This is a genomic window from Hydrocarboniphaga effusa AP103, assembly GCF_000271305.1.
Taxonomy (GTDB): Bacteria; Pseudomonadota; Gammaproteobacteria; order Nevskiales; family Nevskiaceae; genus Hydrocarboniphaga; species Hydrocarboniphaga effusa.
The window spans coordinates 588,403-600,572 of record NZ_AKGD01000003.1; the positions used below are offsets into that span (position 1 = coordinate 588,403).

The 12,170-nt window shown below is 63.5% G+C and carries 9 protein-coding genes; 5 read left to right on the plus strand and 4 right to left on the minus strand.

The window, feature by feature from the left end; genetic code table 11:
- Positions 1-249 precede the first annotated feature (249 nt).
- From WQQ_RS18940 to WQQ_RS18960, 5 genes are all read left to right on the plus strand, one after another.
- On the plus strand, positions 250-1,269 hold the full coding sequence (locus tag WQQ_RS18940) for an AAA family ATPase (RefSeq protein WP_007186870.1): 1,020 nt from the start codon (positions 250-252) through the stop codon (positions 1,267-1,269).
- 28 nt (positions 1,270-1,297) lie between these two features.
- Entirely contained in the window at positions 1,298-2,224 is a 927-nt protein-coding gene (locus WQQ_RS18945; protein WP_040455107.1) for a DUF58 domain-containing protein, read from the plus strand.
- Positions 2,225-2,239: 15 nt separating this feature from the next.
- Positions 2,240-3,262, plus strand: coding sequence for a VWA domain-containing protein (locus tag WQQ_RS18950; RefSeq protein ID WP_007186872.1), 1,023 nt, complete (start codon positions 2,240-2,242; stop codon positions 3,260-3,262).
- 200 nt (positions 3,263-3,462) lie between these two features.
- A complete protein-coding gene (locus WQQ_RS18955) occupies positions 3,463-4,968 on the plus strand; it encodes a M81 family metallopeptidase (RefSeq protein WP_040455109.1) in 1,506 nt (501 codons plus the stop codon).
- Positions 4,969-5,106: 138 nt separating this feature from the next.
- Positions 5,107-6,075: a threo-3-hydroxy-L-aspartate ammonia-lyase gene (locus WQQ_RS18960; protein ID WP_007186874.1), complete on the plus strand. Its 969-nt coding sequence runs from the start codon at positions 5,107-5,109 to the stop codon at positions 6,073-6,075.
- Positions 6,076-6,138: 63 nt separating this feature from the next.
- Here the strand turns inward: WQQ_RS18960 and WQQ_RS18965 are convergent, their stop codons facing one another.
- From WQQ_RS18965 to WQQ_RS18980, 4 genes are all read right to left on the minus strand, one after another.
- A complete protein-coding gene (locus WQQ_RS18965; RefSeq protein WP_157534775.1) occupies positions 6,139-7,581 on the minus strand; it encodes a hypothetical protein in 1,443 nt (480 codons plus the stop codon).
- Between the two features lie 55 nt (positions 7,582-7,636).
- Positions 7,637-9,448: a vWA domain-containing protein gene (locus tag WQQ_RS18970; RefSeq protein WP_007186876.1), complete on the minus strand. Its 1,812-nt coding sequence runs from the start codon at positions 9,446-9,448 to the stop codon at positions 7,637-7,639.
- Positions 9,449-9,502: 54 nt separating this feature from the next.
- Complete coding sequence (locus tag WQQ_RS18975; RefSeq protein WP_007186877.1) at positions 9,503-10,552, minus strand: HupE/UreJ family protein; 1,050 nt, start codon at positions 10,550-10,552, stop codon at positions 9,503-9,505.
- Positions 10,553-10,834: 282 nt separating this feature from the next.
- The gene (locus WQQ_RS18980) at positions 10,835-11,767 is read right to left on the minus strand and encodes a LysR family transcriptional regulator (protein ID WP_050997766.1); all 933 of its coding nucleotides are present in this window, start codon (positions 11,765-11,767) and stop codon (positions 10,835-10,837) included.
- Positions 11,768-12,170 lie beyond the last annotated feature (403 nt).

Consider the following 12,170-nt stretch of genomic DNA (forward strand, 5'->3'; position numbering starts at 1 on the left):
GCCCGGAGCTTACGGGGCGGGGCTGTGTCGCAAGCCCCGACGAGCTCGCCACATCCTGCATAACCTCCAGTTATGCGGACTCTGGATCAATTCATTAGCTCCTGTAGTTTCCGCTTCATATCTTTACGATGAATCCAATCTTGAAGACAGCCGACCAGTGGCTGCTTTCGATCGCTTCTCCCTGTGCATGCAAAAGCCCCTGGCCTCGTCATGCCCCCTGCATTCGCTTCGTAACGACACTCAACACCGATGAGCGCAACTTCCATTGAAACCGTATCGAGCGCTTCCGTCGGAGCGCAGTGGGCCTCCCAGCTGTCGACCGAGATCGGCAAGGCCGTTCTCGGTCAGTTGCACATCATCGAGCGCCTGCAGATCGCATTGCTGACCGGCGGTCATGTGCTGCTCGAGGGCATGCCGGGTCTGGCCAAGACGCTGCTTGTGAAGTCGCTCGCCGATTCGCTCGGCGTGAACTTCGAGCGCATCCAGTTCACGCCCGATCTTCTTCCGAGCGACATCGTCGGCACGATGGTGTATTCGCCGGGCGACGGTAAGTTCTCGCCGCATCTCGGCCCGATCTTCGCGAACCTCGTGCTCGCGGACGAGATCAACCGCGCGCCGGCCAAGGTGCAGAGCGCGCTGCTCGAAGCGATGCAGGAGCGCCAGGTGACGCTCGGCGGCTCGACGTATGCGCTGCCCAAGCCCTTCCTGGTGATGGCGACGCAGAACCCGGTCGAGCAGGAGGGCACCTATCCCTTGCCCGAAGCGCAGCTCGATCGCTTCCTCTTCAAGCTGCTGCTCGACTACCCGAGCGTCGAAGAAGAAATCGAGATGGTGCGTCGCTGGGGCTACGTGACGAGCAAGCCCGAGCTGTTCGCGGTGTCGAGCGGTGAAGAGCTGCTGAGTCTGCGCGGACAGGTCGATGCCGTGCACATGGCCGAATCGGTCCAGGCCTACGTGGTCACGCTGGTGCGAGCGACGCGCGACATCGCGGCCGGCAAGGGCGCCACGCCCGGCGCGCTGCGCACGCTGACCTATGGCGCTTCGCCGCGCGCCTGCCTGGGCTTGTTCCAGGCGAGCAAGGCGCTGGCCTGGCTGCACGGTTCGGATTTCGTCACGCCGGCGATGGTGCAGGCGGTGTTCGCGGATGTCATGCGTCATCGCATCGGCCTGACGTATGAGGCCGAAGCCAGCGGTTTGAGCGCCGACGCGGTACTGGCCGAGATTCTCAAGAAGACCGCGGTTCCCGAGACGGCCAAGGCTGCGGCCTGAGCCGGTGATCAGCTCCGTGATCGGTTCCGTGCCCCATTCGACCGCGTCCGCGACGGCTCCCGCCTCGCTGCCGAGCGCGTCTCCGGCGGTGTTGCGGCGGCTCGAATGGCGCGTTCGTCACGCGGTCAACACGAGCCTGACGGGCGATTATCGCTCGTCGTTCCGCGGCCGTGGAATGGAGTTCGACCAAGTCGTCAAATATCAGTGGGGCGACGATCTTCGCGACATCGACTGGAACGTCACTGCGCGTCTCGGCGAGCCGTATCGCAAGAAGTTCGTCGAAGAGCGCGAGCTCGCGCTGATCTTCCTGTTCGAAGATTCGCCCGCGTTGCAGTTCGGCTCCGCGGGCCGCACGCGACGCGATACGCTGCTCGAGATGGCCGCGCTGCTGATGCTGGTGGGTTCGATCAATCGCGATCGCGTTGGGTTGCTGTACAGCTCGCCGGTCACTTCCTGGTATCAGAAGCCGCTGCCGGGACACAAAGGCGTGATGCGCACGGCATCGCGCCTGCTGAGCCAGGAGCCGCCTCCGCTCGATGGTCCGTCGGAGTGCAAGCTGCCCTGGCAGTTCCTGCGCACGATCGCGCCCAAGGGCAGCATCCTGCTGTGGTTCGGACCGTTCACCGCCACCGATGAGCAGCCCACAGGCTGGAAGGGCCTGCAGCAGCGCTATCAGACCGTCGGCGTGCGCGCCGACGATCCCTGGGACCGCAAGCTGCCCGAACGCGCCAACTTCACCGCCTACGATCCGTTGCAGGGTCGGCTGGTGTCGATCAACACCTCGTCGCCGGCCGAGCAGGCAGCGCATGCGCGTTGGCGCGACCGGCGCGACGCCTACTTCGACGATCTGTTCCCGCAGCTCGATGATCGTCTGCAGGTCAACAACTCCGACGATTCGCTCGACACGCTGGTCCGCTACTTCCATCGCCATTCGCATCACGGCATCCGAGCCTGAGATTTCGCCAACGCCATGACAGGCTGGACTTTCCACGATCCGCTTTGGCTGTGCCTGCTCGCGCTGCTGCCGCTGACGGCCCTGTTGCGCCGCCGTCGCAGCGTCACCGCGCTCGTCGTTCCGAGTGCGGCTGAGTGGCATGCGCCCGGCACCACGCCGACCGCAGCCTGGCCGGTGCTCTGCGTCTACGCGGGGCTGGCGCTGCTGATCGTCGCCATGGCGCGGCCGCAGTTTCTCGAGCCGATGAAGGATCACAGGAAGAGCGGCTACGACTTCATCATCGCCATCGACCTGTCCACCAGCATGTACGCCGAAGATTTCCAGCGCGGCGACGTGTTCATCAATCGCCTGCAGGCGATCAAGCCGATCATCTCGGCTTTCATCAACGAACGTCCGGACGACCGCGTGGGCATCGTCACGTTCGCGGGTCGCGCTTACACCTTCGCACCGCTGACTTTCGATCACGAATGGCTGCGCAAGCAGACCTCGCGGCTGTCGATCGGCCTGATCGAAGACGGCACCGCCATCGGCGACGCGATCGGCGTTTCGCTCAAGCGTCTGGCCGAAGGCTGGAAGGAAAACGAACAGCCGCGAGAAGGCGCTTTCATCGTGTTGCTGACCGATGGATCGAGCAACAAGGGGTCGCTCGATCCGCGTCAGGCGGCGAAGTTCGCGGCCGACGAATCGGTGGCCGTCTACACGATCGCGGCAGGTGCCGAAGGCAAGGTGCCGATGCCGATCTACGATTACCAGGGCAACCGCACGGGTATCGAAATGCGCGAGTCCGACATCGACGTGCTGCTGTTGCGCGACATCGCCGAAACCACTGGTGGCGCGTTCTTCCGCGCCACGGACCAGAACGGCGTTGCCGAGGCATTCGAGAAGATCAATCAAGCGGCCAAGGTGGACTTCGATGCACCGCCTCCGCTCGTGAGTCACGAGGCGTTCTACATGTTCGCCTTGCTGGGCATTGCGCTGATGGGCCTGGGGCTTTATGCCGCCAACTATCGGCCTGGGCAGGAGCAGGCGATCGCCTGAGCGGTACGACAGAAATCCGGTAGTCGGTTCGATGCCGTCAACAAGATTCAACATTGAAACAAGGATATCCAATGGCCATTTCCAGACGCGCGATATTTACGCTCGCACTGAGCGTGTTGTCGATGTTGCCCTTCGCCGCCGAAGCTCAACAGACGGCGAAGAAGGCAGCATCCTCCTCCACCGGGTCCAATCAGAAGCCGATCCGTATTGCAGTCATGCAGTTCTCGCACGAGACGGTGACCTTCCTGCCGTACGAGACCACCACCAACGACTTCATCTACGAAGGTTCGCCGGCCCGTGGTGAAGCGCTGCTCGAATCGTCGCCCAACGGCTACATCGGCGGCTTCGTGAAGGTGGCGCGCGAGCATGCGAACGTCGAACTCGTCGGCATCGAATCGCCGCTCGGTTCGAAGAAGGGCTCGGGCTCGGGCTGGATCACCAAGGAGGCCTTCGATCACTTCGTCGACAACATGATCAAGGACCTCAAGGCGCAAGGCCCGTTCGACGGCGCCTACCTGTCGCTGCACGGCGCCATGGGCGTGAAGGACGTCGCCAAGCCCGAAGCGGTGATCGCGCGGCGCGTGCGCGAAGCCATTGGTCCCAAGGCTTACATCGTCGGCACTTTCGACCCGCACGGAAACGAGGACGACGAGTTCCTCAAGTACGCGAACCTCGCGTTCACGATCAAGTACTACCCGCACTATGACGGATCGCTGCAGGGCGAACGCGCTGCGCGCACGCTGATCCGCTCGATCCGCGGCGACTACAAGCCGACGACCGCGACGCGCAAGCCGCCGATCATCACGGCCTCGGTGCTGCAGTGGACGGGCGCCTCGCCGTGGATGGATCTGGTGCAGCGTGCGCTGGTCTGGGAAGCGCGCTCGCCGGACGTCTACGTGAACTTCTACTACGGCTTCGCGTTCGCCGACGTGGTCGACGCGGGCATGACCTTCCAGGTGATGACCAACGGCGATCCGGAGCTGGCGAACAAGATCGCCGACGACATGGCGAACACCGCCTGGCGCTTGCGCGAGCAGCTGGTCTCGGGCACCAAGGTCTATTCGATGACCGAAGGCGTGAAGCTCGCCAAGGAAGCGATCGCCAAGGGCAAGACGCCGTTCGTGCTGGCCGATCACAGCGACCGTTCGGGCGCCGCGACCTGGCTGCTCAAGCAGGTCATCGACCAGAAGCTCAGCAAGACGCTGATCGGCACTGTGGCCGACAACGACGTGATCGAAGAGCTGCGCAAGAAAGGCGTCAAGGTCGGCGACAAGTTCGACATGATGGTCGGTGGCAAGCTCGACGAATCGGCCGGTGACCCGGTGCGCGTGGTCGGCACCGTCAACACCGTCAGCGGCGGCCTGGGCCGTCGCGGCAGCGCTGCGTCCTCGCAGCTCTGGGTCAGCGTCAAGTTCGGTGACGGCAACGTGCTGATCATCAGCCCCTACCTGCACCAGAACACCGATCCCGAAGATTTCATGAACCTCGGCATCAACATCAAGGACTTCAAGGGCTTCGCGATCAAGTCGCGCGTGCACTTCCGTCGCGGCTACGACGACAACGGCTTCGCGCCGACGATCCTGCTCGTCGAGCCGGATCAGCCCTTCCTCGGCACGGTTCGCCTCGAAGGTCTGAAGTACCAGCATCTGAAGCTCAACACCTTCTATCCGTACAACAAGAGCATCGTCTATCCGGCAAAGAAGTAAGCGCTTGAGCGAGTCGTAACGTTGATTGAAGGCGGCGCGAACTTTCGGGTTCGCGCCGTTTTTGTTTGGAGCGGCGATTCCCGCCTACGCGGGAATGACAAATGAGATGATGTCGCCACGCCCATATCGAGTCGTCACATGAGCATGCTTGGTTTGCCCACCTATCAGGATGTCGTTGCGGCTTCGGCGCGCTTGCAGGGCTACGCGCACCGAACGCCGGTGATGCGGTCGCGCCTGCTCGACGCGGAGATCGGGGCCGAGCTGTTCTTCAAGTGCGAGAACCTGCAGCGCATCGGCGCGTTCAAGTTTCGCGGTGCGGTCAACGCGCTTTCGCAGTTCGACGAGCGCCAGCGCAGGGCAGGCGTGGTCGCGTTCTCGTCGGGCAATCATGCGCAGGCGATCGCGCTGTCCGCGCGGCTGCTCGGCATGCCCGCGACCATCGTGATGCCGCATGACGCGCCGCCGAACAAGATCGCGGCAACCCAGGGCTACGGTGCGAGCGTGCTGATCTACAACCGCTATACCGAAGATCGCGAGCGGATCGGGCGCGAGCTCGCCCAGGAGCGCGGCATGACGCTGATTCCGCCCTACGATCATCCGGACGTGATCGCGGGGCAGGGCACGGCGGCCAAGGAACTGTTCGAAGACGTCGGGCCGCTCGATGCCTTGTTCGTGAGCCTCGGCGGTGGTGGCCTGCTGTCGGGCTCGGCCTTGTCCGCTCGTGCGCTCGCGCCGGACTGCAAGGTCTACGGCTGCGAGCCCGAAGCCGGCAACGACGGCCAGCAATCGTTTCGCTCAGGCGAGATCGTGCACATCGAAACACCGAAGACGATCGCCGACGGTGCGCAGACGCAGCATCTCGGTCATTACACGTTTCCGATCATTCGCCGCGACGTCGACGACGTGATCACCGCGACCGACGACGAACTTGTCGACGCCATGCGTACATTCGCGTCGACGATGAAGCTTATCGTCGAGCCGACCGGTTGCCTGGGGCTGGCGGTCGCACGCCGAATGAAGGCGCAGATTCAGGGCAAGCGTGTGGGCGTCATCATCAGTGGCGGCAATGTCGCGATCGAGCGGTTCTGCAGTTTGCTGGCAGGCTGAAGTTGCAGCTGCCGCAATGAAAAAGGGCCGCATTTCCGCGGCCCTTTTAATAGCCGAGAATCTTTACGAAGCGCGCGCGTAAAGCGGCATCACCGCCGTGCGGCGCACCCAGCCGACATGATCCTGATCCACGGCGATCTGCGACCAGGTCAAAAAGCTGCGGCGCGTCTGCACGATGGTGCCGGCGTTGGCGGGCGAGGTTTCTTCGCGCGGGACCAGATCGGTCGGCGCCGGGCTCAGATTGATCGGCTGCAGCAGAATGCAGGCGGTCGCGTCGTGCAGCTTGCCGTAGGCGTTCCAGCTGCTGATCGCCACCGTCATCACGATCAAGCCTGCTGCGAGGCCGCCGCCTCCGCCGATCAGCAGCGGTTTGCGCATCGGCAGGTAGATCGACAACACCAGGGCCGTGAGACCTGCGGTGAGCAGCAGGCCCGCGAATAAGCCGAGCCGTTGCCAGCCCGAGGCCGAAAGCAGCACCGGAATGCGCTGGTACCAGCTGCCGAACAGCATCGGCCTCAGCGTCGAATCCATGGTCTGCGCCTGCGTGATCGCATAGCGCAGGTTGTCGCGTGTTTCCTTCGCCGACGGATTGAGCAGGAACGAGGCGGTGGCATGCGCGATCGCGGCGTTCCAGTTTTCGTGCTGGATGTTGTAGGCGGCGACGTTGTAGTGCGCGGCCCAATCGTTCCAGTTGGCTTCGAGCGCCTTGAGCGCGGCTTCGTTCGCCGTGGTCAGATCGACGATCGCGGCAGCGGCTTCATCGACGTCCGCGCGGGCGGGCTGCACGCTCATGAAGCAGCTCAGCGTAAGCGTGGCGGCGGCGAGCGATGGAATCCAGTAGGCGAGGCGATTCGGGAACAGGCGTTCGCGACGCGGCGGCACGACGGCGGCCGCGGCTCTGGAGGCTTCGTCGAGCCAGCCATTCGGCGTCCGTCCGCCAGCGGCGAACAGCCCGCGCTCGGTGGCCTGCCAGAGCTCGCGCCAGTTGCGCGTCACTGCTTCGTCGCCCGTGAGCGAAAGCGTGGCCTGCGTGACCTGCTTGCCGGTCGGCGCGGAAACGCCGACGCCCCAGGTGCGCGCCGTGGCGCGCAGCCAGGCGTGCAGATACTGCGGCTCCGGCGTGCCAGGGGCTCGACGCATTCTGGCGAGCAGCTTGCGCAGCTCGCGCACTCCGGAGCGGCGCAGGCGTGTCGGATCTTCGTCGAGCGCTCGCTTCCAGGCCATGCCGACCCAGGTCGCGGCGGGCAGCACGAGCGCGAGCAGCAACAGCCAGGCCGGATCGAGTGCGGCGGGTGTGCGACCGTTGCTGCCGAGCGGCAAGGCGTCGTAGTGCACGGGTGGCGGCGCCTCGGCGGTGGCGATGCTGCTCTCGCTCGTGTTCGCTGTCGCTGTCGCGGCTTCGTCCGCAGCGGCCGCAATCGAATGGTGCGCCATTGAAGTGCACAACAGACTGCCGCAGAGCAGCCAGGGTTTCAGGTGGTCGCGAGCACTGGCGAAAAAGGTCATGGTCACAGTGGTCTGATGATGATCGGGGCGGGCGCTCGTCGAGTGATCGGGTCGATCACCAGTCGAAAGCATTGGTGTCCTGTTGTTCGAGGCTCTCGGCGAGCAACTGATGCAGGCGGCCCGGAGAGTCCTTCTTGTTCACGTCTTCGAGTCGCTTCATGTTGAGCGCGAGAATCGGATCGTTGCTCACGTCGTTGCCGCCAGAGCCCGAGCTGGCTTTGGCGGTCATGCGCGCACGCTTCGGCGGAGGCGGCAGCTTCTTGGGGCGCGGCGGGGCGAGCTTCTGATCCGTCGTGAGTTCACCGAGTGCCGCATCGGTCTTGGCGGACGAGCCCTGGCCGAACGAATCGCTGGCGGCTTGCGAGCTGCTCTGTCCGGTGACCGTCGGCGGATTGTCCTCTTCGTCGAGCTGCTCTTTCTTGGCCTGCGATTCTTCTTCGCGCTTGGCTTCTTCCTTCTCGATCGGCTCGAGCATGGCGGTGAGCTGGCTGCGGTAGTAGTTCCAGTCGGCGACGGAGGTATCGAGCTTTTCGCCCTGGTAGGTCGCGTCGATCGCATCGCGAATCACGCCTTCGGAGACTTCGGTTTCGGTGCGCTGCGAATCGAGTCCGTACTTGATGGTTTCCTCGACGAGCAGGCGCAGGTCGTAGGCATCGTAGTCGTACTCCGCGAGATGCTCGGTGATCGCGCGCACGCGCTTGATCGGATTGCTGTCGAAGACTTCGCGCACCTCGAAGCCGGCATCGGTATCGAAGTGTGCTCGCGCTGTGGGTGCCCCCGCTGCGATCGCGATGCAAAGCGATACGCCCATCGCGAGCGCGGATCTGACGTTGCCGTTGGAGCCGTATTGTTTCTGGCGGATCTGACGCGGACGCGGGCGCTGCTGAAACTCCTTGAACAAGCCGTAGAAGCCCAGCAGGATCGCGGGAAGCAGGATCCACTGGAAACGCTCCTTCTGCGTGTTGCCCGATTCCTTGTTGAAGCGCCCCTTGCGGCCTTTCTCCACGGTATCGGCGAGCAGCGCCTTGACATCGCCGATCTCGCTCAGCGAGCTCGCATTGACGTATTTGCCGTTGGTGCGCTTGGCGATCGCCTCCAGCGTCGTCGTCGTGAGCTTGGAGTAGATGGTGTCGCCATCCTCGTTGACGAGATAGCCGCCTTCACCATCCGGAATGAACGCGCCTTTCTCGGTTCCCAGCCCCATCGAAACGATGTGCACGTCGCGCTCGACCAGCGCATCGAGCTTGGCATTCCAGCCGTCGGTGCTGCTCTCGCCGTCGCTGAGCACGATCAGGTAGCGATCGGTGTCGGCCGTATCGCTGAAGCCATCGAGCGCCGCCTGCAGCATGCCGGTGTAGTCGGTGCCGCCCTGCGGCAGGTAATCGGTATCGAGTATCGGCAGGAACTCGCGAATGATGTGGTAATCCGGGCTCAGCGGAACCTGCACGAACGAGGTGCCCGAAAACACGACCAGCCCCACGCTTTCGCCGTTGAGGCTGTCGAGCAGATCGGTGGTGATCTTGCGCGCGTGTTCGAGCCGTGAAGGCTCGACGTCCTCGGTGAGCATGCTGCGCGAGAGATCGAGCGCGATCATGACTTCGCGCGTGTTCACGAACATCTCTTCGGTCTGCTCGCCCCAGCGCGGCTTGGCGAGCGCGAAGATCACCAGGGCGATGGCGCCGAGCGTGATGAAAGCCGGGCGCATCGCTTGCGGCGAGGCCAAGCGCACGCGGTTTCCGAGAATCGAGACGCGCCGCATCACCTGCCAGCGTGGCTTGGGCGCCTGCATCGTGAGCCGCCGAATGCCGATCGCCGCGATCAGCGGAAAGACCAGCGCGAGCAAAAACCAGGGGTTGCCGAAACTCATCGATGAAGCTCCTGGGCGGCGAGCAGTTACGCGCCCATCATTGATCTCAGGAAATTATCCGAAAGCGCGCTGTACGAACCAGACGGCGGCGCACAGGCAGGCGAGGGCGGAGCCCACGTGCAGCACGCCGATGCGATAGAACGCGGTCCTGCGCAGTGCGAATGCGATCGGAAGAAATGCGGCGACGATCGCGAGTTGGCCGAGCTCGACGCCGAGATTGAATGCGAGCAGTGTGCGTCCGATCGGTCCCGCGTCCAGATCGAGCTCGCTGAGCGCCCCGGCGAAGCCGAACCCATGCAGCAGGCCGAACGTGAATGCGAGCCAGGCGCCACGCCCGCCAGCGGTCGTCGGCACGAAGTTGTGCAGTGCTGCGAGCGCCACCGACGCCGCGATCGCCGATTCGACGAACCGGCCCGGCAGACGGATCCAGTCGAGCATCGCGCAGCTCAGGGTGATGGAGTGTGCGACCGTGAAAGCCGAGACGATGATCACGACGCGCAGCAAGGCGCCGCCGAAGCTGGAAGCCGGCTCGCGTCCGTCTCGAGTGCGCTGATAGACGGCCGGAATCAGCAGCACGAGCAAGAACAGGATGTGGTCGTAGCCGATCCAGATATGCCAGACGCCGGAACGCAGGAACTCCATGAAGCCGCCGTCGAGCGCATCGTCCGCCGCGAACGTCTGCATGCCGGTTGCGGCCGAAACCACGGCATTGTTGCGACGCTTGTCGGGCCAGACGATCTTGAGATGGCAGGAGTGCCCGGCGTTCAGCTCGGACAACAGCGTGTAGTCGACCCCGAGCGCGCGCGTCTGCTCGGGAAGCGGTGACTTGATGCGGGTCAGAATGAAATCTTCGCCGTTCTGGCTGCCGAACAGCAGGCGATCGAACGACAGGCCCAGCTCCAGCTGATCGACTGCCACGTGCAGGTGCGAGCGCAGGTAGTCTTCGATGTCGGCCTTGCGGGCGTTGATTTCGTCGCCTTTGATCTCACCGTCGCCGTTGGCGTCGAGCTGCAGGGCGATGCCGAGGTCGGCCAGCTTGATTACCCATTCCCCGCTGAGGCTGGCCTCGTGTATCTCCAGGGTCAGATATGCCTCGTTGGCCACGTGCGCGCTCGCCACACCCGAAAAAAGGATGGTCAGAGCGCAAAGAGCCCGAAACAGAGATTTCATGAAATTTTATTTAATTCTGTCTCTATCGGCGATTTCGGGTTCCGACGAGCACTTTAATACGAATTCGCCGATCTTCTCGCAGTCGGTTCTCAAATAGGGCCCCAATTTGGATTCCCAATCTGGATCGGCTACCCTCGTCGATAGTGCACCAAATAAGTGCGGCTCGATGAAGCGCCGTGCCGTCCAGGACTCCGAGGGTATGGACGGCGGCGACGATCAACGCGCCAGGGCAAGCTTGGGCATCGTCGGCTGGATGGCGCCGATGCAGTCGCTGGCGACGCTCTTGACGCACTGCATGAAGCTGCGCTGCACGCTGTTGAGCGGACCGTCGATGCGATAGACCGCGTAAAGCGGAACCGGCACGGCCGGCTCGACGAGACGCACCTGCAGCTCGGGGCCGCTGTTGGCCGCGGTGAACGGATCCACGAGGGCGAAGCCCTCGCCGTTGCAGACCAGATCCTTGGCGATCTGATAGGTCTGCACCCAGATCGACACGCGTGGCGGCGGATCGAGCAGTTCGAGGTGGGTCTGCAGCTTGCGGCCGAAGCTGTCGGCGGTCGTGATGCCGACCATCGGCGCATCTTCCAGATAGTCCATGCCGATCGGCATGCAGGCTTCGCGCGGGCTCCAGGTGCCGGCCGGCGCGATCATCGCCAGCGAGCCCGTGCACAGCGGCTCGCAGCGCACGTCCGGGTGGTTGAGTTCCTGCAGCGTGAAGCCGACGTCGACCTCGCGCAGCACGATGGACTTGAGCATGTCCGGGGAGTGCTGGGTGGAGAGTTCGACCGCGGTCTGGCCGAGCTGGCGGCGCAGGCGGGTGATCGACTTCGGGATGATCGCGTTCGCCAGCGTGGGTGTGCTCACCACGCGCAGCAGATAGTTCTCGGCGCGGGCGATGTTCGACGCCAGGCGTTGCAGGTCGCGCAGCTCATCGAAGATGCGCTCCATCTGGCCCTTGAGCATCTGGCTCTCGGGAGTCAGGTGCAGGCGACCCTTGGCCCGCACGAACAAGGGGAAGCCCAGGCGCCGCTCGGCCTGCTGCAGCAGCTTGGTTGCCGCAGGCTGCGAAATATTGAGCAGCGAGGCGGCATCCGTGAGGGTGCCCGCCTGCACGATGGCCTGGAACATCTCGATGTATCGGAGATGCATCGTCCCGATGGTCGAGACAGGAAAATCAGAGGATTGCGTCTTTGCGTCCATATTGATTTCACCGATTTAGTGAATCGGAAAATTGCAGCATTCATGCCACGGACAGTCCGGGCACGACGACATGGGCCATGACAAATTCGCATAGCGCGGCCGGACCGGGACAGTACCGGTTCCAGGACCGTCGCTGGGGCTTCCTGGACGGGTAAATTCCTATAAACAGATCGAATAGTACACCTGATCGGGCCGTCACTCGTGGGGGCGGCACCGATATGGAACGGCGATTACCAGAACCGGGCGCGGTTGTTGCCTAGTGGGGCAAGTGCATAACAACAGGTTATGAACTTTCGCGTCTTTTTCATTGGTCGGCCTGAAAACCGCTTGCTAGCGTGAAAAAAGGGTTGAG

Bases quoted from the DNA above. Each gene is read 5' to 3' on its own strand.
- WQQ_RS18950 (WP_007186872.1), top strand. From the start codon at position 2,240: ATGACAGGCTGGACTTTCCACGATCCGCTTTGGCTGTGCCTGCTCGCG.
- WQQ_RS18960 (WP_007186874.1), top strand. From the start codon at position 5,107: ATGAGCATGCTTGGTTTGCCCACCTATCAGGATGTCGTTGCGGCTTCG.
- WQQ_RS18970 (WP_007186876.1), bottom strand. From the start codon at position 9,448: ATGAGTTTCGGCAACCCCTGGTTTTTGCTCGCGCTGGTCTTTCCGCTG.
- WQQ_RS18940 (WP_007186870.1), top strand. From the start codon at position 250: ATGAGCGCAACTTCCATTGAAACCGTATCGAGCGCTTCCGTCGGAGCG.
- WQQ_RS18965 (WP_157534775.1), bottom strand. From the start codon at position 7,581: ATGACCTTTTTCGCCAGTGCTCGCGACCACCTGAAACCCTGGCTGCTC.
- WQQ_RS18980 (WP_050997766.1), bottom strand. From the start codon at position 11,767: ATGCATCTCCGATACATCGAGATGTTCCAGGCCATCGTGCAGGCGGGC.